This is a genomic window from Cobetia amphilecti (assembly GCF_020217465.1).
In the GTDB taxonomy this organism is placed as follows: Bacteria; Pseudomonadota; Gammaproteobacteria; order Pseudomonadales; family Halomonadaceae; genus Cobetia; species Cobetia amphilecti.
In genome coordinates this window covers 2,815,939-2,839,057 of record NZ_CP084115.1, presented here as the reverse complement: position 1 = coordinate 2,839,057, position 23,119 = coordinate 2,815,939, and the positions used below count along the sequence as shown (strand labels likewise).

Here is a 23,119-nt window from a genome sequence, read left to right as displayed (position 1 = left end):
GCATTGTGGCGTGCTGCTCACTGGTAATCTAGCGCTGGATGCCACATTGCTGCCTCTTTCTGCTTGTGCTGGCCACAGGCAGGGCCTTGCAGCCTTGTCAGCACGCGGCGCTGGCGGGCAGGGTTGGCAGGCTGCCCCGTTGCGCTACGCAAGGCACGGCGATGACTCGGCAATCGGGTCGTCATGGGGCAGTGATGGTCATGCCTGGAGTTATTGTCAGTATTTTCTCGGCCATTCCGGCAGTGCCATTCCAGCAGCGTCATTCGCCCCGCTAGGGATAGCGACGTCAGCAGGGCGAGAGGGCGAGAGGGGCGTCAGGGACGATAGGGACGACAGGAGGCGGGAGCCGGCAAGTCTGCCTGCTGGAGAAGATTCCGGTATCATCGCCGGCTGTCTTGCGTGCCAGTCCATGTATCAGCCCCGTCTGCCAAAGCCTTGAAAGCCTTTATCGGATAGTCCGTTTCGTCACCACAGCGCTTTCGGCATGTCGTTTGCACAGTCAGCATTCACGTTGATGTCATCAAGACCGTCACGCCAGAAAAAATATTCAGGGAGCACCCCCATGCCGCAACGCCATACCTTGTCTTCTCGTCGCCTGCTGGCCACCCTCGCAGGCCTGTCATTCGGTGCGCTGAGCATTCTGCCGGCCCAGGCAGCCGACGACATCATCCGTCTGGCCACCACGACCAGCACCTACAACTCAGGCCTGCTCGATCACCTGCTGCCGGAGTATGAACAGGCCCACGATGTCACCATTCAGGTCATCGCGGTTGGTACCGGCAAGGCGTTGCGCATGGGGCAGGATGGCGATGTGGATCTGGTGATGACCCACGCCCCGGGCGCCGAGCGCAAGTTCGTCGATGCCGGCTACGGTGTCGAACCGCATGGCGTGATGTACAACGACTTCGTGCTGCTCGGCCCCGAGGCGGACCCGGCGGCCATTGATGGCATGCAGGATGTGGACGCGGCACTGGGCAAGATCGCCGGCGCCAATGCCGGCTTCATCTCGCGCGGCGATGATTCCGGCACCCACAAGAAGGAATTGGACCTGTGGCAGAGTGCCGATGTCACCCCTGACTTCTCCGGCTACAAGGCCGTCGGCCAGGGCATGGGCAAGGTACTGAGCATGGCCAGTGAGCTGCAGGATTACACCTTGAGCGATCGTGGCACCTGGCTTGCGATGGAAGACAAGCTCGAGCTTGAGATTCTGGTCGAGGGCGATGCGCGCCTCTTCAACCCCTATCAGGTGATTCTGGTCAACCCGGCCAATCATGACGGGCTCAATACCCGTGGTGCGCGTGAGCTGGCCCAATGGCTGATTTCCAGCGAAGGGCAGCAGGCAATCGATGATTACCGTCTCAAGGGCAAGGCGCTGTTCCATGCCAGCCACGGCGAGACCGGCTTCGATGCTCGCCAGACAGCGGACCGCGCCTCTGAGCGCGCGCCGGTGAAGGCGCAGGGTGCACAGGCTGAGCCGCGTTCGTGAGCTTGTGGCAAACCACGCAGGAGGCCATGAGCCTCCTGCTGAGCATGGATGGCGCGCTGTGGGAGATCATCGGCGTGTCGTTTCGTGTCTCGTTGATGGCGATGTTGATCGCGGTGCCACCGGCACTGTTGATCGCCTTCGTGCTGGTTCGCTGTGCCTTCCCGGGGCGCTGGCTGCTGATCTCGCTGATCAATACCCTGATGGCCGTCCCCACCGTGGTGGTGGGGCTGCTGCTGTTCATCCTGCTGTCGCGCGCTGGCCCGCTGGGCGACTGGCATCTGCTGTTCACCCAGCCGGCGATGGTGATCGGGCAGATTCTGCTCGCCCTGCCGATTCTGGTGGTGATGCTGCATGCCGCGCTGGCGGGCGTCGACAAGCGTGCTTGGGAGACGGCCTTGCAGCTGGGGGCGTCGCGCCGGGCGGCGCTGTGGCGGCTGGTGATGGAAGCCCGGTTCGGCGTGATGGCGGCGTTGGTGGCCGCGTTTGGTAGAATCATCGCTGAAGTGGGTTGCGCCATGATGGTGGGTGGTAACATTGCCGGTTTCACGCGCAATATCACCACGGCCATCGCGCTGGAAACCCTCAAGGGCGAGTATGCCCAGGGGGTTGCCCTGGGCATGGTATTGCTGGTGTTGGCACTGGCGCTCAATCTGATGCTGGGGCTGTTGCGCGGTCGCGGTCAACTGGTGGTACAGGCGTGACCCGCGGCCTCGCCGCCAGTCACGTTCTGCCCCCACAGTCTGCAAGCCGCCTGCCAGCCCGTTGAGACAAGCACACCAGCACTGATCGCGTCAGGCTGAATCGTCGTATGGAGTCATGATGTTCCCCCCTAGTTCTTCGTCCTCGTCTGTTCCCCCGGGCGACCCCTCCTGCCCGGTGACGGGGACTGGCTTCGCGCAAGCCTCGCCGTCTGCTGCCCAGGTACTCGCTGCTGACGCAAGCGTTGCCCCTCTGTTGCGTGTGCGCGGCCTCGAATATCGCTTGCCGGCTGCGGCGCAGGCATCCGGCGAGAGCGCCGAGGCGCAAGGTCGCCTGTTATGGCATGTGGCGGCACTGGATTGGGCGCCGACCCCGGCGTCCGGCTGGGTGCACCTCAAGGGTGACAACGGCAGCGGCAAGACCACGCTGCTGCGCGTGCTGGCCGGCATGCAGCCCGCGACTGGCGGCAAGCTTGAATGGCAGACCCGTGACGCTCATCCGGTGCGCTACCTGCACCAGCAGCCGTATCTGTTCGACACCAGCGTGGCCGGCAATCTGGTGCTGGCGGCTCGCTGGCAACCCGACAGCGGCTCTGCCGGCCAGCAGCGTGATCAGGTCGAAGAGATGCTGCGCTGGAGCGGGCTGAGCGATCAGGCCCGACAGCCCGCCCGCTCCCTGTCGGGTGGCGAGCGGGCGCGACTGGCATTGGCGCGCGCCTGGTTGTCGCGTCCGCCGGTGCTGTTGCTGGATGAGCCTGCCGCCAATCTGGACCAGGCCGCCGTCGAGCAGTTGGCGTTGCGACTGGAGCAGATGTGCCAGCAGGGGTGTGCGGTGATCCTGTCCTCGCATCAGGACAATGCCTTGAGCCAGGGCTCGAGTGCGCGCTGGACGCTGAGCGCTGCCAGCCTGCACACTGAGCCCTCAGCGGGCTGAGTCGTCTTCATGGGCTGAGCCTTCAGTGCAAGCACCTCAAGCTTCAGGGCTGAGAAAGCCCTGTTCATCAGCCGCTTGCACTGGATGCTCTGCCAGCAGCCCTGCTGCATGACATTACCTGCGCCTTTGCGCACTCGACCGGGATACGCCTTCATGCCGAGCTCCAATCACACCTCTGACGCCACGCCACTGCCGAGCGATGCCGAGCAGCTCAAGGCCTCGCTCACGCCCGCCAATATCACCGGGGTGGTGCTGGCCGGTGGCCAGGCGCGGCGCATGGGTGGCGTCGACAAGGGACTGGTCACGCTCAATGAGGTGCCGCTGGTGGCGCATGTGCTGGCGCGCCTGACCCCTCAGGTGGGCGAGCTGCTGATCAATGCCAATCGCTCGCACGCCGAATATGCCGCCTATGGGCATCCGCTGGTCGAAGATAGCGAGCCGGGTTACCACGGCCCCCTGATGGGCATGGCCAGTGCGCTGGCGGCAGCGCGGACGCCCTGGGTGATGATGGTGGCCTGCGATGTGCCGCACCTGCCCAATGAACTGGTCGAGACGCTGAGTGTGGCGCTGATCGATCATGCCAACGGCGATCAGCTGGAAGGCTTCACTGTCGAGGGCGGTCACGCGGTTGATGCCGGGCCTGCGCTGCTGGCCGTGGCGGCAGACGAGTTCCGTTACCATCCGGTGATCTGTCTCATGCATCGTGGCCTGCTACCCTCGCTGCAGGCGGCGCTGGCCGCTGGCGAGCGCAAGATCGACCGCTGGTTCGATCAGCACGTCTGGCTCAAGGTGCAGGCGGGCAGCGAGCAGGACTTCGCCAATCTCAATACCCTTGAAGAATGCCGTGAGATGGAAGCCGGCTCGCGCTGAGCGCGCTTCTTTCCTGACGTCCTTTGCGTGTCATCCGTTCCCGCTTGCACGCCCAAGGTGTGTCATTGTGATGCAGGTCGTCATCGCCGGGGGCGTCTCTTCAGGAGTCTGGCGGGTTATTGTCTTTACCTGCCCGGTATTGATGGCCTTGGCGTTGCACCTCAAAAGTGTCGTGTCTGGCGGTTCTGGCGGGTGTCTTGCCACTCTGCGTCGTAGCCCCATTGAGCCCTTGCTCATATCGAGCCGTTGCCCATTGAAATGAGCGCCATGCGTGTTCACCTTCATGGCATCCGCTCAGCCCGCATTGTCATCGTCATCTTTTCCCTTGCGGGCGCGGGAGCGCTGCGGTGAGCCCCGTCGACAGGCCGCCATACGCCGGAATCATCAAGAGAACCTTCATGCCTGAGTCTTCTTCCACGACTGACCAGCGTGCTGATACCGCTGTCAGTGCTGAACATTCCTCCCCCCGCAGTGATGCTCCCACGCCGCGTGGAGATATTTCTCATGAAGTCGGGATGTCGCCCGCCTGGCAGGCACGGCTGGCGGCGTCAGCGTGTCCGCTGCTGGGCATCGCGGCCTGGAGCGGCACCGGCAAGACCACGCTGCTCGAGCAGCTGCTGCCCGAGCTGAGAGCGCGCGGCCTCCGTGTCGCCGTGATCAAGCATGCGCATCATGCCTTTGATGTCGATACGCCGGGCAAGGACAGTCATCGTCTGCGAACGGCCGGTGCCGTGCCGATGCTGGTGGCGTCCGCCAAGCGCTTTGCGCTGATGATGGAAACGCCGGACCAGGCGGAGGCCGATCTGGAGCAGCTGGTGGCGCAGCTCGAGGGGCTGGAGGTGGACCTGATTCTGGTCGAGGGCTTCAAGCAGTGGCCGCTGCCCAAGCTTGAGCTGTACCGCGAGGCCGTGGGCAAGCCGCTGCGAGCCCCAGAGGACCCCTGGATCCATGCGCTGGCGACACCGGCGGCGCAGCTGCCGCCTCGTGATGATGTGCCGCAGGACCTCAAGCGGCTGGACCTTGACGATCCTCAGGCGCTGGCCGCCTGGATCGCCGCCTGGCCGGTGCATTGGCGTCTGGAAGGCGGCAAGCCGCGTGGCGAGGTGGGCGCATGAGTCTGTCGTGTTTCGATCCGCGTTTCGGCGAGCGCATGCTGAGTGTCGATGAAGCCTTGAGCGTGCTGGGGGAGAGCCTGGCGGGCGTGATGCGCACGCCACGCAGCGAGCGTGTCGCCCTGGCGCAGGCGCCCGGACGTGTGCTCGCCGAGACGGTCATCTCGCCGCTGGATGTCCCGGCGCAGACCAACGCGGCGATGGACGGCATCGCGCTGGCACGGGCTTCATTGCCAGACGCGGCGAGCGGCGAGCCTCTGAGCGATCGCGGCGAATTGAGCGATCACTGCCAGCTGAGCGTGATCGGCAGCTCGCTGGCGGGCCACCCTTGGACGGGCCGGGCGCTCGCCGCGGGGGAAGCCATGCGCATCACGACCGGCGCGGCCCTGCCCGCAGGCGCCGACACCGTCGTCATGCAGGAGCAGCTCGAATATCGCTCCACACAGGGTGAGGGCGAAGCAGGCGAGCAGGTGGTGATCGAAGGCGTGACCAGCATTCGCCGTGGCCAGAATGTGCGTCAGGCCGGTGAGGACATCGCGCGCGGCAGCCAGGTGATGGCGCCGGGCCAGTGGCTGACGCCTGCCGCCGTGGGCGTGCTGGCCTCGCTCGGGCTCGCCGAGGTCGCCGTCTATCGGCCGCTGACGGTGGCGATCTTCTCCACCGGTGACGAGGTCACGGCCCCCGGCGAGACACTGTCGGCCGGCGGCATCTATGACGCCAATCGCTTCAGCCTCGTGGCGCTGCTGCGCGATCAGGGCATCGAGGTGCTGGATCTTGGCATCCTGAGCGATGACGAGGCGAGCGTGACTGCTGCCCTGCGGGATGCCGCGACGCGTGCCGACATGGTCATCACCTCCGGCGGCGTGTCGGTGGGCGAGGCCGATCATGTTCGCAGCGCCCTCGCTGCCTGTGGTGAGCTCGCGCTGTGGCGCATCGCCATGCGTCCGGGTCGCCCGCTGGCGTTCGGCATGTTGCGTGCCACTCCCGCCGACGACGCGTCGTCATCTGGTCAGGTGCCGTTCTTCGGCTTGCCGGGCAATCCGGTGGCGACCATGGTCACCTTCCTGCAGTTCGTGCTGCCCGCGCTGCGCCTGTTGTCGGGCCAGCAGCGGTTGGCGAAGGATGAGGCGAGTGCCTCCGCGACGACGCTGGCGCAGTGGCAAGCCCCGCGCCTGCAGCTGATCGCCGGCGAGACGCTGCGCTCACGTGCCGAGCGTGTCGACTATCATCGCGGCCAGATCGTTCTGGATGACCAGGGGCGTCAGGTGGTGATGACCACGGGGCGGCAGGGCTCGGGTATTCTGACCTCGATGTTGCTGGCCGAATGCCTGATCGAGATTCCCGCCGGCTGCGCCACGCTTCACGCCGGCGAGCCGGTCATGGTGCAGTGGCTGGGCAGCCGCGGCATCGTCTAGGCGATGCCGCGCAGTGGTCATGCCAGCTGATTCATGAAAAGATAGTCTGCTAATTTCTTGGCCAGTCCTGTTCATCAGGGCTTGCCTGCCTGCTTCTTCAGGCATTGGTATTTCAGAGATTGCCGCCAGTCAGGCGCACCCGATACGGATACGAGACAGCTCATGAGCCTTACTCATCTCAACGCACGCGGCGAAGCCCATATGGTGGATGTTGCGGACAAGCAGGAAACCCGCCGCGAGGCGCGAGCCAGCGCACGCGTCTGCATGCTGCCTGCCACGCTCGCTCTGCTCGCCGAAGGTGGCCTGCCCAAAGGGGATGTGCTGGCGACGGCGCGTATTGCCGGTATCCAGGCGGCCAAGCGCACTCATGAGCTGATTCCGCTCTGTCATGCCTTGATGCTCTCCAAGGTGACGGTCGACTTCACGCTGGACAGCGCCAACAGCTGTGTGGAAATTCAGGTGCTGTGTCGCCTCAATGGGCGTACCGGTGTCGAGATGGAGGCGCTGACGGCGGCCTCGGTGGCGGCCTTGACGCTCTATGACATGTGCAAGGCGGTCGACAAGGGTATCGTGATCGGCGATATCCAGCTCGAGACCAAGACCGGCGGCAAGAGTGGTGACTGGCAGCGCCCGGAGGAAGCCGCCGCTGTCGAGCAGACGCCGGTTGAGTCAAGCCGGACTGGGCCAAGCCCTGCTGTAACAGCTGAGCCCATCGAAGCGACAGCGGGACAGGCCGCTCCGGCGGCACGCGGTGATGCCACCGTGCGGGTCCTCTTCCTGGCGGAACTGCGGGAACGCCTGGACCTCGACAGTCTGGCGCTGAACCTGACGACGCTGTCCGAAGCGACGGTCGGGGGCCTGAAGCGCACCCTGGCGCTGCGTGACCCCCAGCTTGAAGCGCTCAATGACACTCGCGTGCTGTGTGCCGTCAATCAGGACATGGTGCGCGATGACCACCCACTGAATGCCGGTGATGAAGTCGCCTTCTTCCCACCGGTGACGGGGGGCTGACATGACCCAGGTCGCAAACGAAGCCTCGCAGGCCTTTTCGGTCAGCATTCAGGCCAGCGATTTTGATCTGCGTGTCGAGCAGGACGTCCTGACGCGTGGGCGCGGCGACATCGGTGCCGTGGTGTCCTTCACGGGGCTGGTGCGTGATTTCAACCAGCGACCGGATGTCGTCGCGCTGACGCTGGAACACTATCCCGGCATGACGGAGCGCAGCCTCGAACGCTTGATCACAGAGGCGCGCGAGCGCTTCCCGCTCACCGGGGTGCGCATCATTCACCGTGTCGGACGGCTCGAGCCCGGCGACAATATCGTGCTGGTGCTGGTCGCCAGTGCGCATCGTCAGGCGGCCTTTGCCGGCTGTGACTTCCTGATGGACCACCTCAAGTCGCGGGCGCCTTTCTGGAAAAAGGAGCACACTGCCACAGGAGATTATTGGGTGCGGGAACGCTCGAGCGATCGTGAGGCACTCGAGCGCTGGCATCCAGAGTCCGTGGTGACGGCAGAGGGTGAGGCGGTATCCCCCCTTGCCGAGCAACACAAGGCTGATGACTCATTGGCCGAGGCCAGCAGCGAAGAGAAACAATCAGCGCTGGCAACACCCAAGTTTTCGGGAGAGTCATGATGGAAACCCTGGTCGATGACTTCGGTCGTCGCATCCGCTATGTTCGCCTGTCAGTGACGGACCGCTGTGATTTTCGCTGCGTCTATTGCATGAGCGAAGAGATGACCTTTCTGCCGCGCGACGAGGTCTTGAGCCTCGAAGAGATCGCGTTGCTGGCGCGCGCCTTCGTGGAATTGGGGGTCGAGAAGATTCGCCTGACCGGCGGGGAGCCGCTGGTGCGGCGTGATATCGGCAAGCTGGTCGATGAAATCGGCGCGCTCGAGGGGCTCAAGGACTTCTCGATGACCACCAACGGCGCGGGCCTTGCCAAGCACGCCGCGCAGTTGAAGGCCGCCGGCATGTCACGGCTGAATATCAGCCTTGATTCTCTGGACCCGGAGCGCTTCAAGGCGCTGACGCGTACCGGCGACCTGAACAAGGTAATCGCCGGCATCCGTGCTGCGCGCGAGGAAGGCTTCCGCATCAAGCTCAATGCAGTGGTGCTGAAAGGGCGCAATGATCACGAAGTGGTGTCGCTGGTCGAATTCGCGCGTGAGGAAGGGTTGGACATCAGCTTCATCGAGGAGATGCCGCTGGGCCAGGTCTCGGATCACGGTCGTGACGAGACCTTCTGCTCCAGTGATGATGTCCAGGCGCGCATCGAGACGCGTTATCCGCTGATTCCCACGCTTGAAGACAGTCTGGGGCCGGCGCGCTATTTCCGCATGGCGGACAGCGAATCACGGGTGGGATTCATCTCACCGCACAGTCATAACTTCTGCTCGACCTGCAACCGCGTTCGCGTCACGGTAGAGGGGCGTCTGTTGCTGTGTCTTGGCAATGAGCACTCGCTTGATCTGCGTGACATCATGCGGCGCCACCCGGGTGACATCGAGCCGCTCAAGGCCGCGATCATCGATGCCATGCACCTCAAGCCCGAGCGTCATCACTTCACGACGGATGGTGATGTCCAGATCGTTCGCTTCATGAACATGACGGGAGGCTGAGTCCTTTTTCGTCATCAGTCGTGGCGCTCATGTTGATCGAGCCATCTCGGATAACTCACAGACGCTCACAAAAACCCCGCTATCAAGCGGGGTTTTTGTTGGTCTATCCTATGGAAACACTGCCTTGCTTTTGACAAGGCTTGTTAGTTCATATTTAGCGCTTATACTTTGCTGCATTATCACATCCAATGCGATGCCTCGCAGGGATTCCAGCTCAGTGCATATGGTGGAGGTAGCGAAATGACAGCCGATTCTCTCGAAAAGATCGCTCGTAACAAGAATGTTGCTCGTGCAGCAGCGCGTCAGCTGTCCATGGAACAACTGCACAAGCTCTCCGAGGTCATCAATGAGGTGATCGAGCAGAAAGCCGAAGAAGACGAGCAGCGCCGCGAAGAAGAAATCGCCAAGGAGCGCAAGCTTGCCGAGATTCGTGATGCGATGATCGAAGCTGGCCTTTCCGTGGATGATCTGGTCAGTGATCAGCCCAAGCGTCGTGGCCGTCCGCCGAAGAACAAGTCCGTTTGAGACCTTCGGCCTGACGTCATGGAGGTGGCTGAAGCGCCTTGAGATCGAGATTGCCAGTCGGCAAGTCGGCAATCTCGCCATCACCTGTCCCTGAGCGCCTCCCAGCAGCAGAAAAGCCCGCCCGGTATTTCCCGGGCGGGCTTTTTCATGCGCTGCTTTGTGCAGGGCAGTGAGCTCAAGGCGGCCATCACTTCAATGATGGCGCGACACTCACTCCTGATTCATGGCCATGATATGCAGGAAGAGCACCGGCTCATGGCGCAGGTGGTTGCGCAGCCAGCGATTGATGCGGCCATCGAGTTGCTGCTTGAGTTCACGTTCATTGCTGGCATCCAGGCCTGCCAGGGTGTCATCCAGCCACTCGGCGAAGCTGTCTTCATCCAGGCTCGAGGTGCCGCTGATATCCAGCATCAAGCGGCCGATGCGAACCCAGCCGGCCTTCTGCAGCGTGACGGGCAACGCCAGCGAGACGCTGCCATGCCGGCCGAGACGCGCGCGGGCACGGCGGTCCATGGAATCCAGTGGACGCACCTTGTCATGCTCGATGATGCGCTCGTGCAGTGTCAGGCGTTTTTCCACCGACAGCCCCTGAGCATCGAGGCGAATCACGTCACCATTGACGGGAATCAGCGGTGCCTCGATGCCCAGGGACTGTGCCACCTGGGTGTGAGCGAGCTGGTGTCGATATTCGCCATGCACCGGCAGCAGACGTACCGGTTTCAGCCAGCCATAGAAGGTGCGCAATTCTTCCTGCGCCGGGTGCCCGGAGGCGTGCAGGTCCGGGAACTGCTTCTCTTCCATGATGCCGACGCCAAGGCGTGTCAGGGCGTTGTGCAGCTTGCCGATGGCCAGCTCATTGCCGGGAATCGCCTTGGAAGAGAAGATCACGGTGTCGCCAGCGGCCAGCTCGAAGTCCGGATGGCGGGAATTGGCCAGGCGTGACAGCGCTGCGCGCGGCTCGCCCTGACTGCCGGTGGCGATCACCATGACCTCTTCCGGGGGCAGATAGCCCAGGTCCTTCACCGGTACCAGCGGCGGGAAGTCTTCCAGATAGCCGAGGCCGCGGGCGACGCGCACCATGCGCTCCATCGAGCGACCCAGCAGTGTGATGCGGCGACCATTGCGTGCGGCGGCGCGCCCCAGCGCCAGGATGCGGGCCAGGTTGCTGGCAAAGCAGGTCACGACGACGCGTCCGCGACAGCCGGCCAGCGTCTTCTCCAGTGCGCGTGCCACCTCGCCCTCGCTGCGCGAATGACCCGCCAGCGGCGCATTGGTGGAGTCGCCGACGACCAGATCGACCGGTGCCAGTGCCTGATAGCGCTCCGGATCGGTGGGCTCGCCGATCAACGGCTCCGGGTCCAGCTTCCAGTCGCCGGTATGCATCACGCGATATTCCGGCGTGACGATCAGCAACGAGCAGCTTTCCGGAATGGAGTGGGTCAGCGGCAGCAATCGCAGCGCGAAGGGGCCGGATTCAAAACCTTCATCCACCTCGATGATCTGCAGGCTGGAGGTTTCCAGCTCGCGTTCGGCAAACTTGGCGCGCAGCAGGCCAGCCGCCAAGGGCGTGGCGATGATCGGGCAGCGCCATTTCGGCCATAGCCATGCGACTGCGCCGATGTGGTCTTCGTGGCCATGGGTGATCACCAGCATCTGCGGGCTGATGCCCAGGCTTGCCAGGGACTCGATATCCGGCACCTGCAGAGGTCCTTCCGGCAGATCCTGGCGAATCATCATGCCGCAATCCACGGCAATCCAGTGATCCTGATAACCATACAGCGTCAGATTCATGCCGATCTCGCCGCAGCCACCCAGCGGTAGCAGGTGCAGCGGCGGACGTTGTCTCTGACGGACTTGAACGCGGGGTTTCAACATGGATGTCATGCCATCTATAAAATGTGGCTCAACTATACGGGAATCCCGCGAAGCGCCACAAATGGCGCTGTTGTCCGGTCGAGTCGATTCGAGGGCGGCCCGGCCGTCCGCGTGACGCCTTGAGGTGGGCCGGCGTGATGGCCGCTGATCGCAATGTCGTATTGACCATATGGACAGAATCGGGGCGCAGCACTGTTTCAGGCCGCGTGATCAGCTACAATAGCCCACCTTTGCCGAGGGGCTGCTTACGGGCGGTGTCATGATTCCTCGCGCAGGCCGGCGCTTCGCCGGCTGAACATCATTCCCGCTATCACAATGGTTGAACTTACGATGTCTCACGCCTATCGCCTGGTGGTGTCCTGCCCTGATCAGGTCGGAATTGTTGCCCGAGTTTCCACTTTCATCGCCGAGCAGGGCGGGTGGATCACCGAAGCCAATCAGCATTCTGATCTTGGCGCCGGTCGTTTCTTCATGCGCTATGAGATCAACCCCGAAACCATCGGCCTGAGCGCCGCTGAGCTCGGCAAGCGCTTCGCCCCGATCGGTGAAGAGTTCGGCATGCAGTGGCGCGTGCATGACACCGCTGCCAAGAAGCGTGTCGTGCTGATGGTCTCCAAGGACTCCCATTGCCTGGTGGACCTGCTGCATCGCTGGCAGTCCGGTGATCTGGATTGCGAGATTCCCTGCGTCATTTCCAACCACGATGACATGCGCTCGCTGGTGGAATGGCACGGCATTCCGTTCCATCACGTGCCGGTCGACAAGAATGACAAGGCGCCGGCTTTTGCCGAAGTCGAGCGTCTGGTGGAAGAATCCCGGGCCGATTGCATCGTGTTGGCGCGCTACATGCAGATCATTCCGCCGAGCCTGTGTGAGCGCTATGCCGGTCGCCTGATCAACATCCACCACAGCTTCCTGCCTTCCTTCGTGGGCGCCAAGCCGTATCACCAGGCCTTCGGGCGTGGGGTCAAACTGATCGGGGCGACCTGCCATTACGTGACCGAAGAGCTGGATGCCGGCCCGATCATCGAGCAGGACATCCACCGCGTCACTCACTGCCATACCGCCGAGGAACTGGTGCGCATCGGCCGTGATGTCGAGCAGAAAGTGCTGGCGCGCGGGCTGCGTTGGCACCTGCAGGATCGCGTGCTGATCCACGGCAACAAGACCATCGTCTTCGCCTGAGCCTCGCTTGCTCAGCGCATGAGTCTGTCACCGACCTGAGGTCGTGACGAAGAAGCCGGTACCTGTTTCAGGTGCCGGCTTTGTTGTTTGCGGGATGGGGTGGGCGCCTGGCGCGAGCTAGAACAATCCCAGCTGCTGGGCGTCCTCACGGGCCTTGAGGCGCACGCCGACGCCCAGCAGGCGGACAGGGCGATGGCCGCGTTGCCAGGCTTGCTCCATCAGCAGGGCGAAGCTGTTGGCGCTCGGCAGCGTGGTGGTCGAGGCGGGGAGCAGGCTTTCCAGCGTGGTGCTCTCGAAGTTGCTGAAGCGGATCTTGACGAACTGCTTGGCCAGCACCGGCTGGTCATGACGGGCGTGACGGCTGGTCAGGCGTTCGAGCAGGGCAGGCAGGCGCTCGAGGCAGGCCGGTAGATCAGGCAGGTCGTGATCGAAGGTGTGCTCGACACTGATCGACTTGCGCTCACGCTCGACACGCACCGGTCGCTCATCGATGCCGTGCGCCAGTTCGTGCAGGCGGGTGCCGAATTTGCCGAAGTGCTCGGCCAGGGTCGTCAACGGCGTGGTGCGCATGTCCTCGCAGGTGGTGATGCCCAGGCGTGTCAGTCGTGCCAGCGTCGCCGGGCCGACCCCGTGCAGCTTGCCGACGGGCAGCTGGCGGATGAAGGCGTCGCTGGTCTCGGGGGTGATCACCGTCAGGCCGTCGGGCTTTTCCCAGTCACTGGCGATCTTGGCCAGAAACTTGTTGGCGGCCACGCCAAGGGAGAGGGTGATGCCGGTGCGCTTGAGCGCCTCTTCCTTCAACCAGCGCGCCATCCAGGTGGCGCTGCCCTGAAAGTCAGTCACGGCGCTGACATCCAGATAGGCCTCATCCAGCGAGAGGGGCTCCACCAGGGGTGTCAGCTCATGGAAGAGTGCCTGAATCTCGGCGGAGACGGCGCGGTAGCGCTCGAAGTCCGGGGGCACCAGAATCAGCTGAGGGCACAGGCGCAGCGCGCGGGCAGTCGACATCGCCGAGCGTACGCCGAAGGCACGCGCGGGATAGTTGCAGGTGGCGATGACACCGCGTTGCTCGGTGCGGCCGCCGATGGCGATGGGCACCTCGCGCCACTCGGGATGGCGGAGCATCTCGACGGCGGCATAGAAGCAATCGCAGTCGGCGTGGAGGATCTTGCGCATGCGCGCATCATGCTAAAAGACTGGATGGCTGTCCAGTGGCGGCGTCCATTCATTGCGCCTGAGCCGGCTCAGCAACGACAACGCCCGACAGGGAGGAAGGTCCTCTCTGTCGGGCGTTGGCATGTCTGGCATCTCGCTTGGGCGCGAGACTGTCGCTCAGCGGATTACAGCGTCATCGCGGCCACCCAGCCGAACACGATCAGCGGGATGTTGTAGTGGATGAAGGTCGGCACCACGCTGTCCCAGATGTGGTCGTGCTGCTGATCGACATTCAGGCCGGCCGTCGGGCCGAGGGTCGAGTCAGAGGCCGGTGAGCCGGCATCCCCCAGCGCGGCGGCGGTGCCGATCAGCGCGACGGTAGCCAGCGGCGAGAAGCCGAATTGCAGCGCCAGCGGTACGTAGATGGCGGCAATGATCGGAATGGTCGAGAAGCTGGAGCCGATGCCGAGGGTGATGAACAGGCCGACCATCAGCATGACCAGCGCGGCCAGCGGCTTGTTGTCACCGATGATGTGGAAGGAGGCATCGACCAGGGTCTGGATGTCGCCGGTGGCCTTCATCACGGACGCGAAACCTGCCGCCGAGATCATGATGAAGCCGATCAGCGCCATCATGCGCATGCCGGAGGTGAAGAGGTCATCCGCTTCGTTCCACTTGAACAGACCACCCAGCGAGAGGATGGCGAAGCCGACCAGGCCGCCGAGAATCATCGAGCCGGAATACAGCTGAATGCCGAGGGCGGCGATGATGGCGACGCCTGCCATGATCAGGCCGCTCTTGGACGGCGTGTGCATGGGCGTGTGGTGCGGTACGTTGCTGGACTTGATCTCGCGGGTCGCGTAGTCACGCGGCTTGCGGTAGGAGACGAACAGCGCCGTCAGCAGGCCGAGGAACATGCCGCCGACCGGAATCGCCATCGCCATCGGCACCATGCCGCGGGTCACGTCGAGGCCGAGCGACTGGCCGGCCTCATTGATATTGGCCAGCAGGATGTCGTTGAGGAAGATGGAGCCGAAACCGACCGGCAGCAGCATGTAGGGCGCGGTCAGGCCGAAGGTCAGTGCACAGGCCGCGGCACGACGATCCAGGCGCAGGCGGTTCATGGCGACCAGCAGCGGCGGAATCAGGATCGGGATGAAGGCGATGTGAACCGGAATCAGGTTCTGGGAGGAAATCGCGACCAGGGTCACGCTGCCCAGCAGGCCGTACTTGATGGCCGTCTGGCGGCGCGGCGTGCTTTCGCCATTGAGCAGGCCGATCAGGCGTGCGGCGAGCAGGTCCGGCAAACCGGAGCGAGACAGGGCGACGGCGAAGGCACCGAGGGTGGCGTAGGCCAGCGCGACCTTGGCGCCGCCGCCGACACCGTCATTGAAGGCGCCGAGCGTGTCGGTCAGTGACAGACCACTGAACAGACCGCCGACCAGGGCGCCGGCGACCAGCGCGAAGACGACCGAGACGCGAGCCAACGACAGGCCGACCATGACCAGGACGGCCAGAATTACCGCATTCATGCGAGTACCTCTATGTGGGGTTGTGCCAGCTTTGGGAGTGTTGCGGACAGAGCGGGCGAACTGTGGGTGCGTGGCCACCCGATCCCGGGGCAATGCCTCGCATGACGTGTACATTCGTGACGAATGCCTTGCTGTCGCAGTGTTCCTGCGGCTTCCTCCTGAATGCCGTCAAAAACGGCGCATTATCTTACCAGAAGGGCAACGCAAGCTGAATGGCCGATGAACGTGGGCGCTGCCAAATGCCACAAGTTGGCGTGCCATGACGGCTTTTTGTAGAATGCCACGCTGCCCGGCGGCTGCAGTCGCAGGCGTTATTCAACAGGAGTGCGCATGCTGGAGCTGGAAAATGCCCGCGTCATCGGCATGGGAAATGATCGGCGTGTCTATCAGGACCCGAACGACCCCCATCGCTGCATCAAGGTCCCGCGTTACCCTGACAAGGGCAGCCGCCAGAATGAGCGCGAGCAGCGCTATTTCGAGGGCCTGGTCAGACGTGGCATGCGCGACTGGTCCTATGTGCCTGCCTACCACGGCAGTGTCGCCACCGCCGAGGGGCTCGGGCTGGTCTTCGATCTGATTCTCGACAGTGACGGCTCCACGTCACGCCGACTGCGCGAGGTGCATCTCGAGACCCCCGAGCGCCTGAGCGCCGAGGTGCTGGTGAGCGAGCTGGCCAATCTCTATCGCTATCTCGAGAAACGCTGGTTGATTCCGTCTGATCTCAATGATCGCAATATCGTGGTCCAGTTCAGCGACGACCAGCCGCCCAGATTGTGGCTGATCGACGGTATCTCGAATCCTGACTTCATTCCGCTGGCGACCAGTGTCGCCTGGCTGGCACGGCGCAAGGTCGCGCGTCGTTATCGTCACTTCCTCAAGAAGCTGGTCAAGGGCGGTCAGCTCTCGCCAGAGGATTATCAGGCACTCGAAGCTCGTCTGTGGGGGTGAATGCCTCTGATGGCAATCGCCTTTGATGAACATCGCCTTTGATGAACAGCGCCAGGGGCAGTCATGTTGTGCATCAGTGCATCAGTGCATCAGTGCATCAGTGTTCCAGGATCTCGAAGTAGCTGGTCATCGCATGGGTGATCTGGCGCAAGTCCTGCGGGGAGGTGATATAGGCTGGCATGGTATAGAGCCAGCGACCGAAGGGACGTAACCAGACACCCAGTTCACGGGCATGAGCCTGAGCGCCTGCCAGACTGCTGGCATCGTGCACTTCTATCACCGCCGTGGCACCCAATACGCGTATATCGCGAATGGCGGGGTGGGAGAAATTCAGCAGGCTGTCGCGCAACAATTGATTGAGCTCGGCAATCTTGCCCAGATAATTCTCTTCCTCGAATACCGCGAGACTTTCCAGTGCTACCCGACAGGCCAGCGGATTGCCCATGAAGGTCGGGCCGTGCATGAAGGCGCTATTGGCATCCTCGCCATCAAATGCATGGAAGATATGACTCTGGGCCAAGGTGGCGGCATGTCCCAGATATCCCCCCGTCAGTCCCTTGGAGAGCACCATGATGTCAGGAGAGACATTGGCGTGTTCACAGGCAAACATCTTGCCGGTCCGACCGAAACCGGTCGCGACTTCATCGAAGATCAATACGATTCCGAACTCATCACATAACTCGCGCGCCGCCTCGAGATAGTAGGGCGAGTACATGTTGAGGCCACCTGCCGCCTGCAAGAGAGGCTCCATCAACAATGCCGCTATCTCATGCTGGTGTGTTTCCAGGCAGGCGCGCAATGCGCTGATATCGTCTGCTACCTCGTCACGACTGGCGCTGAAACCGGCAGTCGGCGCCGGTGCGAAATGATGTCTGGGCAGGAAATCGGCGAACAATGAGTGCATGCCTTCCTCGGGGTCACACACTGCCATGCAGCCCGCCGTATCGCCGTGATAGGCCTTCATCAATGACAGCATGCGCGTTCGTCCGCGCGTGTCATCGCGGTCTTTGCGCTGTTGCTGATATTGCACTGCCATCTTCATGGCGACTTCCATGCCCACCGAGCCGCTATCCGAGAAGAAGACATGATTCAGGCCCTCGGGGGTGACGCGCACCAGCGCATCGGCAAGCTCCTTGGCCGGTCGATGGCGAATGCCGCCCAGCATTACATGGCAGAGTTCTGCCGCTTGCTGCTGAATGGCCGCGACGAGACGCGGGTGTCCGTAGCCATGGATCATGCACCACCAGGAACATGTCGCATCCAGCAGTGTCTCATCTCCCGCCAGTGTCATGCGGGCTCCCGTGCCGCCGACCACCTCCAGTGGCGCTGGCATGTCCTGCATCTGGGTATAAGGGTGCCAGAGAGAAAGTGAGTCCGTATCGCGGGTCGGCATCTGGGAAAATGGCATGGAGTATCTCTGCGAGTGGCGGGAGAGTGGAATGGCGTGATGACGGCTCAATCTTTGTCAACTTTGACCATTCTATCAGGTTGACGGTGTTTTTGAAGTGACGCTTTCTGGAGAAAGTGTTGCATTTTGCACCACTATTAGTTCGCCACCTGCTTTAGTATGGACTTCTGTTGTTCGTTCAGGTGCATGCTTTTCGAGGTGCGCAGGCAATGACAGCTCTACATCGAAAGTCTGCAATCTGACGCCGCCACGCCAACGGGAAAGTGGTTGCATAATACTTCCTTGTGGGTTGTTGTCATGAATTGTGCATATCCCGTGAATATTGGAGGTCCAGTGATGGCGGGCCCTCAAGCCTGATATCAGGTCGTGGTAAAGACTTCTTCGTGTTGTTGCAGAGACGCTTTTGGCAGGCCTGTCTTCAGTTGTGACAGGGGATAATGAAGTGCCTGGGCAGTGAGTACTGTTTTTTTGCTGGCTATTGCATTGATCGGAAAGATTGCATACTTTGGAAACATGTTATTTAAGACTTCACCTCGCAGTTGACTCGGTCTATAATCGCCCTTGATCTGGTGTGGGCGCTTAACTGTCCCGAGTGTCCTGCACAAGTCTTTATGAAAACGCGCTGTTAAACATGTACGGCAGGTGAATATCGCCGAGCCTCTTTCAGCATCGTGTTTTCGTGACTCAACTGTCTGTCCCGACATCCTGGAGATACTCATGTCCCTGTTGACTGATTTCATGCAGAAAGAGCAAGAGCTCAAGAAACTTCAAGAGCAGCTGGAAAGCCTGCGCAATGATGACCGTCTGAAGAACGAACTCGAATTCAAGGACAAGCTGGACGCGCTGATGGGCGAGTACGGCAAGTCCACTCGTGACGTCATCACCCTGCTGGACCCGAAAGCGTCCCAGGCACCGGCTGCTGCCGCACCGGAAAGCAAGACCGGTGGCGTGCGTCGCAAGCGCAAGCTGAAGGTCTACAAGAACCCGCACACCGGTGAAGTCATCGAGACGCGTGGTGGCAACCACAAGCAGCTGAAAGAGTGGAAGGAAGAGCACGGCGCGGAAACCGTCGAATCCTGGCTCGAGCGCACTGAAAGCTGAGCACTGGCTTTGTTGCCAGCTAGCTGACGCTGCCAGACATGAAAAAGCCCCGCGATCGCGGGGCTTTTTCATGTCTGGCATTTGACTGACGCTAGACGACGGACCCCTCTTTTGAGAAGGCCTTGAGCAGGTCTTGAGCAGAGCGATAGGGCGCTTTCCCGTGAGACTCGCTGTGAAATTACAGCGTCAGAAAGCGCCACTATCGGCAGCCGTCATGCCCGAGGGCTGCCTCGAGGACTATCAGCTATCACGCTGATTGAGGTCCACCAGGCGACCGATGGCGAGAATCTTGCCCGTCGGTTTGCCGGTCGGCGAACCGCCTTCTGGCTCCAGTGTCATCTCCAGCAGCTGGCCCGGGCTCATGCTGCCGATCTGCTCGGCGCTGAGTTCGATGCCCGCAATCGGGTCGACCAGCCCCAGTGAGCGCGGCCCTTCTTGCGGGTCGGTCAGGGTCCACAGTTCGATGGCGCGATCCGTCGGGCGCTCGATGGAGGCCTTCGGTGTCAGCTGCAGGCCACCGCTGGGCGTGACATTGGCCACCCAGGTCGGCGTGCCCGGATCTTCCAGTGTCTGCAGGATAGCGACCATGCGTTGCGCGTCGCCGTCAGGCGTCTGGGTAGCCATCTCCGGTGACGTGCCCTCCAGCGGCGCGCTGGGAGAGAAGGGCCCCATCTGCATGACCAGTGCCAGGGCGAGACCTGCCCCCAGGCCCAGTCCGAGGCCGCCGCCGAGCCAGCGCAGCAGCCAGGGCGCCTTGGTAGAGGCGCTTGCCTGATCTGCGTCATGTCGAGCGGCGTCATCGCGGGTGGCGGAGGACTGCTTGAGGCGCACCAGGCTGGCGTCGATGCGCTTCCATAATGAGTCGGAAGCGGGCTCCGGCGGCAGGCGATCACTCACGCTCAGCCAATGTTGCTGCCAGCGCAGGGCCATGCGTGCGGCATTGTCATCGCGCTCGATCCAGGCGCGCACTTCGGCCTCGCGCTCAGGGTCCAGCAGCCCGAGGGCATGCTCACCCAGCAGCAGGTTCTGTTCTTCGGGAGATTCGGGAATCAGGGGGCTATTCATCGTGACAGGCACTCCTGCAGTAGCTTGAGACCGGCGCGGATGCGTCCCTTGATGGTGCCAAGCGGTGCGTTCAGCTTCTCGGCGATCTGTTCGTGTGTCAGTCCCTTGAAGAAGGCCAGCAGAATGGGTTCGCGACGCGGCACTTCCAGTTCACCCAGGCAGTCGCTCAACTGATGGGCCGTCTGGCTGTCATCGGCCGCGGTTTCCGGGTTGGCGAGCAGGTCGGCCAGCGTATCGAGCGCATCGCTGTCGCCGCGAGGCGTCCGCCCCTGGGCGCGCAGCTGATCCAGGGCGCGATAGCGCAGGATGGTAAACAGCCAGGCGCGACCATTGCCGAGTTCTCGGCGGTACTGGCCCGCATTGGACCACAGCTTGATGAAGGCGTCATGGACGGCATCTTCCGCCTGGTCGCGGCTGTTCAACAGGCGCATGGCGAGCGCCAGCATGCGGCCCGATTCAAGATCATAGAGGCTGCGGAACGCGGCCTCGTCTCCGCGTGCACAGGCTTCTATCGCACTGGCGTGGTCAAAGCTTTCCGCGTCTGGCGGACTGACTGACGGCTTCTGTGCTGGCATGGGGCGGCCGGCTCCTTTGGCAGGGGGTCCATTGATCAGCTGACGGTAAGTGCACCGCCGAGGAATGGCAAGTTGCATGATAGAGGCCTTCGTTCGGGAAAGAATCAACGCCCGTGGCGATCGGGATGGCGGTGCGTCAATTGCGGGGGGATAGTCAGGTAACGTCCAGCTTCCCGCCTTGGATGTTCGTGGCCGGTTTTCAAACGTGTCTGGGCGTGGCGTCAGCCGGTCACCTCACATCCGATGGGGAAAGCGCGGCGCGGCTGCATTGCTGCTCGCGCGGTGAGTCCGCATAATGGCCGGCATGACAGCCTGGGAGGCGTGATGAAGCAGCAATTCAATACGATCGGCGTGATTGGCCGACTGGGCAGTGCCCAGGTGGTGGATACGCTCAAGCGCTTGATTCGCTTTCTGGATTCCCGTGGCCTGGCCATGGTGATCGAGGAACGCACTGCCACGCTGCTGCTGGACCACGGTCTGCAGGTGGCCAGCCGCCGTCAGATGGGCGAGCAGTGTGATCTGGTGATCGTGGTCGGCGGCGATGGCAGCCTGCTGGGCGCCGCGCGCGCGTTGTGCCGCAGCGGCACGCCCGTGCTCGGCGTCAATCGTGGGCGACTCGGCTTTCTGACTGACATTCGCCCCGATGAGCTCGAGGAGAAGGTGGCCGAGGTGCTGGGCGGTGACTATCTCAGCGAGCAACGCTTCCTGCTCGAGGCCGAGGTTTACCGCGAAGGCGAGCGCATCGGGGCGGCCGATGGCCTCAATGATGTGGTGCTGCACCCCGGCAAGGCGGCGCGCATGATCGAGTTCGAGCTGTTCATCGATGGCCAGTTCGTCTACTCCCAGCGCTCGGATGGCTTGATCGTCGCCACGCCGACCGGCTCGACCGCCTATGCGCTGTCCGGTGGCGGCCCCATCGTGCATCCGCGTCTCGAGGCGATCACCCTGGTGCCGATGTTCCCGCATACCCTTTCCAGTCGTCCGATCGTGATCGATGCGGCCAGCGAGATCATCCTGCATATCAGTGCCAGCAACTCGACCTATCCGCATATCAGCTGCGATGGCCAGACCCAGGTGGTGGCCAAGCCCGGGGATGTGCTCAAGATCCGGCGCAAGAGTGAGCGTCTGACGCTGATTCATCCGCTGGAGCACAACTATTTCGAGATCTGTCGCACCAAGCTCGGTTGGAGCAATCGCCTCGGCGAATGACCTCAAGGCTCACAGCATGCAAGCATTCGTGGCGCCACAGGATGGCTATGACCTTATCGGCGATGTACACGGCTGCGGCGCCACTCTGGCGACGTTGCTGGAGACGCTCGGCTATCACATCGTCGATGGCGTCTATCGCCACCCGACCCGCAAGGTCATCTTTCTCGGCGATATCATCGATCGTGGTCCGCGCATCCGCCTGGCGGTGCAGCTGGCCAGCAGCATGGTCAATGCCGGCGAAGCGCTGATCGTGATGGGCAATCACGAATACAACGCCCTGGCGTATTGCCGGCGCGCACGCCCGCGTGCAGGCGGCGAGCATCGTGATTTCCTGCGCTCGCATACCTCACGTCACAACCGCATCATCCGCGAGACGCTTGACCAATATCAGCATCATCCCGATGAGTGGGACGAAGCGCTGCGCTGGTTCATGCGCATGCCGCTGTGTCTGGAGCTGCCGCCGCTGGCCCCCGGCCAGAGCGGGCTGCGCGTGGTGCACGCCTGCTGGGACGAGCCACTGGTGCGTACCTTCCTGGAGCGCTACCCCGATGGCTGCATCGATGAAGACTTCCTGCATGAGTCCATCGAGCACGACAGCTTCGCCTATCGCGTGCTGGACCGCATGACGCGCGGCGCGAACCTGCGCTTGCCGGAAGGGGTCGAGATCCATTCCGGCGATGGTTTCACGCGCCGAAGCTTCCGCACGCACTTCTGGGCACGTGAGCCCCGCACCTACGGCGATGTGGTCTTCCAGCCCGACAACCTGCCCGGCGAGCTGGAATCGCGCTGGCTGAGCGAGCAGGAGCTGGCCAATCTGCCTTACTACGGGCCAGAGCAGCCGCCGTTGTTCCTCGGGCACTACTGGTGCGAGGGCTTGCCGGCGCTGCCAGCCCCCAACATTGCCTGCCTGGATTACAGTGCGGTCAAGTTCGGACGCCTGGTGGCATATCGCTTCAGTGGCGAAGCCACGCTGGATGCCGCCAACTTCGTGTGGGTGCCGGTACCGCGTGAGCCTTCCCGACGCCCCGTGCCGGAAGAGCTGTCCCGCGACACCCTGTCGAACCAGTCATTCGCCAATGGCGCCAGTCAATAGCACTGGTCATTGGCACTGGCCATTGGCACTGACCATTGGCACTGACCATTGGCACTGACCATTGGCACTGGTCATAAGTATGCCCCCAATAGCGCCAGTGATGCTGGCGGCGAATGGCGATTGTTTTTTACAATCACATGTCAGTGAACCAAAGCCCGATTGCGTACTCTGAGTAAGTGTTCCCTTGAATGATCCTTGCTCAGTCCGGTGCCCCCCACCGGGCTTTTTTTATGTCTGTCACAAAGGCCAGACGCCTGCGGCGCTGTGGTAGATTTTTACAGGCTGGTCTGACTTCTCCTTGTTTATCAACGTGT

22 protein-coding genes are annotated in these 23,119 nt (G+C 62.5%); 15 read left to right on the top strand and 7 right to left on the bottom strand.

Annotation, left to right across the window (positions count from 1 at the left end):
* Window positions 1-562: 562 nt before the first annotated feature.
* From LCW13_RS11915 to LCW13_RS11870, 10 genes are all read left to right on the top strand, one after another.
* The gene (locus LCW13_RS11915) at window positions 563-1,486 is read left to right on the top strand and encodes a substrate-binding domain-containing protein (protein WP_225346991.1); all 924 of its coding nucleotides are present in this window, start codon (window positions 563-565) and stop codon (window positions 1,484-1,486) included.
* Window positions 1,487-1,512: 26 nt separating this feature from the next.
* Window positions 1,513-2,187 carry an ABC transporter permease gene (locus LCW13_RS11910; RefSeq protein ID WP_199852303.1) on the top strand — a complete coding sequence of 225 codons (675 nt, stop codon included), beginning with the start codon at window positions 1,513-1,515 and terminating at the stop codon, window positions 2,185-2,187.
* Between the two features lie 118 nt (window positions 2,188-2,305).
* Window positions 2,306-3,118, top strand: a complete 813-nt coding sequence (locus LCW13_RS11905; protein WP_225346990.1) for an ABC transporter ATP-binding protein — start codon at window positions 2,306-2,308, stop codon at window positions 3,116-3,118.
* Window positions 3,119-3,271: 153 nt separating this feature from the next.
* Entirely contained in the window at window positions 3,272-3,988 is a 717-nt protein-coding gene (gene mobA, locus LCW13_RS11900; RefSeq protein ID WP_225346989.1) for a molybdenum cofactor guanylyltransferase, read from the top strand.
* Window positions 3,989-4,503: 515 nt separating this feature from the next.
* Window positions 4,504-5,103, top strand: coding sequence for a molybdopterin-guanine dinucleotide biosynthesis protein B (gene mobB / locus LCW13_RS11895; protein ID WP_054556297.1), 600 nt, complete (start codon window positions 4,504-4,506; stop codon window positions 5,101-5,103).
* Window positions 5,100-6,515: a molybdopterin molybdotransferase MoeA gene (gene moeA / locus LCW13_RS11890; RefSeq protein WP_225346988.1), complete on the top strand. Its 1,416-nt coding sequence runs from the start codon at window positions 5,100-5,102 to the stop codon at window positions 6,513-6,515. Before mobB ends, moeA begins: the two co-directional genes overlap by 4 nt.
* Window positions 6,516-6,677: 162 nt before the next feature.
* On the top strand, window positions 6,678-7,526 hold the full coding sequence (gene moaC / locus LCW13_RS11885; RefSeq protein ID WP_225346987.1) for a cyclic pyranopterin monophosphate synthase MoaC: 849 nt from the start codon (window positions 6,678-6,680) through the stop codon (window positions 7,524-7,526).
* A gap of 1 nt (window position 7,527) precedes the next feature.
* Complete coding sequence (locus LCW13_RS11880; protein WP_404813626.1) at window positions 7,528-8,148, top strand: molybdenum cofactor biosynthesis protein MoaE; 621 nt, start codon at window positions 7,528-7,530, stop codon at window positions 8,146-8,148.
* Complete coding sequence (gene moaA / locus LCW13_RS11875; RefSeq protein ID WP_054556294.1) at window positions 8,145-9,134, top strand: GTP 3',8-cyclase MoaA; 990 nt, start codon at window positions 8,145-8,147, stop codon at window positions 9,132-9,134. The genes LCW13_RS11880 and moaA overlap by 4 nt, the downstream gene beginning before the upstream one ends.
* 240 nt (window positions 9,135-9,374) lie before the next feature.
* On the top strand, window positions 9,375-9,659 hold the full coding sequence (locus LCW13_RS11870) for an H-NS family histone-like protein (RefSeq protein ID WP_043336782.1): 285 nt from the start codon (window positions 9,375-9,377) through the stop codon (window positions 9,657-9,659).
* A 210-nt stretch (window positions 9,660-9,869) separates the two neighbouring features.
* Here LCW13_RS11870 and LCW13_RS11865 read toward each other — a convergent pair whose 3' ends face one another.
* Entirely contained in the window at window positions 9,870-11,450 is a 1,581-nt protein-coding gene (locus LCW13_RS11865) for a ribonuclease J (protein WP_225348152.1), read from the bottom strand.
* A 414-nt stretch (window positions 11,451-11,864) separates the two neighbouring features.
* On the opposite strand from LCW13_RS11865, the gene purU reads away from it, so the two are divergent.
* A complete protein-coding gene (purU, locus tag LCW13_RS11860) occupies window positions 11,865-12,719 on the top strand; it encodes a formyltetrahydrofolate deformylase (protein WP_043336780.1) in 855 nt (284 codons plus the stop codon).
* 117 nt (window positions 12,720-12,836) lie between these two features.
* Here the strand turns inward: purU and dinB are convergent, their stop codons facing one another.
* Together dinB and LCW13_RS11850 are read right to left on the bottom strand one after the other, a co-directional pair.
* Window positions 12,837-13,895 (bottom strand): DNA polymerase IV, encoded by a 1,059-nt coding sequence (gene dinB, locus LCW13_RS11855; protein ID WP_225346986.1) that lies wholly within the window; start codon window positions 13,893-13,895, stop codon window positions 12,837-12,839.
* A gap of 164 nt (window positions 13,896-14,059) precedes the next feature.
* Window positions 14,060-15,406 carry a Na+/H+ antiporter family protein gene (locus LCW13_RS11850; protein WP_225346985.1) on the bottom strand — a complete coding sequence of 449 codons (1,347 nt, stop codon included), beginning with the start codon at window positions 15,404-15,406 and terminating at the stop codon, window positions 14,060-14,062.
* A 330-nt stretch (window positions 15,407-15,736) separates the two neighbouring features.
* On the opposite strand from LCW13_RS11850, the gene LCW13_RS11845 reads away from it, so the two are divergent.
* Entirely contained in the window at window positions 15,737-16,354 is a 618-nt protein-coding gene (locus LCW13_RS11845) for a YrbL family protein (RefSeq protein WP_043336773.1), read from the top strand.
* A gap of 97 nt (window positions 16,355-16,451) precedes the next feature.
* On the opposite strand, the gene bioA is transcribed toward LCW13_RS11845, so the two are convergent.
* A complete protein-coding gene (gene bioA, locus LCW13_RS11840) occupies window positions 16,452-17,762 on the bottom strand; it encodes an adenosylmethionine--8-amino-7-oxononanoate transaminase (protein ID WP_225346984.1) in 1,311 nt (436 codons plus the stop codon).
* 75 nt (window positions 17,763-17,837) lie between these two features.
* Window positions 17,838-18,035, bottom strand: a complete 198-nt coding sequence (locus tag LCW13_RS11835; RefSeq protein WP_152965394.1) for a hypothetical protein — start codon at window positions 18,033-18,035, stop codon at window positions 17,838-17,840.
* A gap of 444 nt (window positions 18,036-18,479) precedes the next feature.
* Here LCW13_RS11835 and LCW13_RS11830 point away from each other — a divergent pair, with 444 nt between their 5' ends.
* The gene (locus LCW13_RS11830; RefSeq protein ID WP_043336770.1) at window positions 18,480-18,863 is read left to right on the top strand and encodes a histone-like nucleoid-structuring protein, MvaT/MvaU family; all 384 of its coding nucleotides are present in this window, start codon (window positions 18,480-18,482) and stop codon (window positions 18,861-18,863) included.
* 240 nt (window positions 18,864-19,103) lie between these two features.
* On the opposite strand, the gene LCW13_RS11825 is transcribed toward LCW13_RS11830, so the two are convergent.
* Together LCW13_RS11825 and LCW13_RS11820 are read right to left on the bottom strand one after the other, a co-directional pair.
* Window positions 19,104-19,928 carry an anti-sigma factor gene (locus tag LCW13_RS11825; RefSeq protein ID WP_225346983.1) on the bottom strand — a complete coding sequence of 275 codons (825 nt, stop codon included), beginning with the start codon at window positions 19,926-19,928 and terminating at the stop codon, window positions 19,104-19,106.
* Window positions 19,925-20,503: a sigma-70 family RNA polymerase sigma factor gene (locus LCW13_RS11820; RefSeq protein ID WP_225346982.1), complete on the bottom strand. Its 579-nt coding sequence runs from the start codon at window positions 20,501-20,503 to the stop codon at window positions 19,925-19,927. Before LCW13_RS11820 ends, LCW13_RS11825 begins: the two co-directional genes overlap by 4 nt.
* 324 nt (window positions 20,504-20,827) lie before the next feature.
* Here LCW13_RS11820 and LCW13_RS11815 point away from each other — a divergent pair, with 324 nt between their 5' ends.
* Window positions 20,828-21,712 (top strand): NAD(+) kinase, encoded by an 885-nt coding sequence (locus LCW13_RS11815; protein ID WP_043334090.1) that lies wholly within the window; start codon window positions 20,828-20,830, stop codon window positions 21,710-21,712.
* Window positions 21,713-21,728: 16 nt separating this feature from the next.
* Window positions 21,729-22,805 (top strand): metallophosphoesterase, encoded by a 1,077-nt coding sequence (locus LCW13_RS11810; protein WP_052384625.1) that lies wholly within the window; start codon window positions 21,729-21,731, stop codon window positions 22,803-22,805.
* Window positions 22,806-23,119 lie beyond the last annotated feature (314 nt).

Coding starts and splice junctions, on each gene's coding strand:
- LCW13_RS11865 (WP_225348152.1), bottom strand. CDS start 11,450: ATGAATCTGACGCTGTATGGTTATCAGGATCACTGGATTGCCGTGGAT.
- purU (WP_043336780.1), top strand. CDS start 11,865: ATGTCTCACGCCTATCGCCTGGTGGTGTCCTGCCCTGATCAGGTCGGA.
- LCW13_RS11830 (WP_043336770.1), top strand. CDS start 18,480: ATGTCCCTGTTGACTGATTTCATGCAGAAAGAGCAAGAGCTCAAGAAA.
- LCW13_RS11810 (WP_052384625.1), top strand. CDS start 21,729: ATGCAAGCATTCGTGGCGCCACAGGATGGCTATGACCTTATCGGCGAT.
- LCW13_RS11820 (WP_225346982.1), bottom strand. CDS start 20,503: ATGCCAGCACAGAAGCCGTCAGTCAGTCCGCCAGACGCGGAAAGCTTT.
- LCW13_RS11825 (WP_225346983.1), bottom strand. CDS start 19,928: ATGAATAGCCCCCTGATTCCCGAATCTCCCGAAGAACAGAACCTGCTG.
- dinB (WP_225346986.1), bottom strand. CDS start 13,895: ATGCGCAAGATCCTCCACGCCGACTGCGATTGCTTCTATGCCGCCGTC.
- moeA (WP_225346988.1), top strand. CDS start 5,100: ATGAGTCTGTCGTGTTTCGATCCGCGTTTCGGCGAGCGCATGCTGAGT.
- moaC (WP_225346987.1), top strand. CDS start 6,678: ATGAGCCTTACTCATCTCAACGCACGCGGCGAAGCCCATATGGTGGAT.
- mobB (WP_054556297.1), top strand. CDS start 4,504: ATGTCGCCCGCCTGGCAGGCACGGCTGGCGGCGTCAGCGTGTCCGCTG.
- LCW13_RS11845 (WP_043336773.1), top strand. CDS start 15,737: ATGCTGGAGCTGGAAAATGCCCGCGTCATCGGCATGGGAAATGATCGG.
- bioA (WP_225346984.1), bottom strand. CDS start 17,762: ATGCCATTTTCCCAGATGCCGACCCGCGATACGGACTCACTTTCTCTC.
- LCW13_RS11905 (WP_225346990.1), top strand. CDS start 2,306: ATGTTCCCCCCTAGTTCTTCGTCCTCGTCTGTTCCCCCGGGCGACCCC.
- LCW13_RS11910 (WP_199852303.1), top strand. CDS start 1,513: ATGAGCCTCCTGCTGAGCATGGATGGCGCGCTGTGGGAGATCATCGGC.
- LCW13_RS11915 (WP_225346991.1), top strand. CDS start 563: ATGCCGCAACGCCATACCTTGTCTTCTCGTCGCCTGCTGGCCACCCTC.
- LCW13_RS11880 (WP_404813626.1), top strand. CDS start 7,528: ATGACCCAGGTCGCAAACGAAGCCTCGCAGGCCTTTTCGGTCAGCATT.
- LCW13_RS11850 (WP_225346985.1), bottom strand. CDS start 15,406: ATGAATGCGGTAATTCTGGCCGTCCTGGTCATGGTCGGCCTGTCGTTG.
- LCW13_RS11870 (WP_043336782.1), top strand. CDS start 9,375: ATGACAGCCGATTCTCTCGAAAAGATCGCTCGTAACAAGAATGTTGCT.
- mobA (WP_225346989.1), top strand. CDS start 3,272: ATGCCGAGCTCCAATCACACCTCTGACGCCACGCCACTGCCGAGCGAT.
- moaA (WP_054556294.1), top strand. CDS start 8,145: ATGATGGAAACCCTGGTCGATGACTTCGGTCGTCGCATCCGCTATGTT.
- LCW13_RS11835 (WP_152965394.1), bottom strand. CDS start 18,035: ATGCAACCACTTTCCCGTTGGCGTGGCGGCGTCAGATTGCAGACTTTC.
- LCW13_RS11815 (WP_043334090.1), top strand. CDS start 20,828: ATGAAGCAGCAATTCAATACGATCGGCGTGATTGGCCGACTGGGCAGT.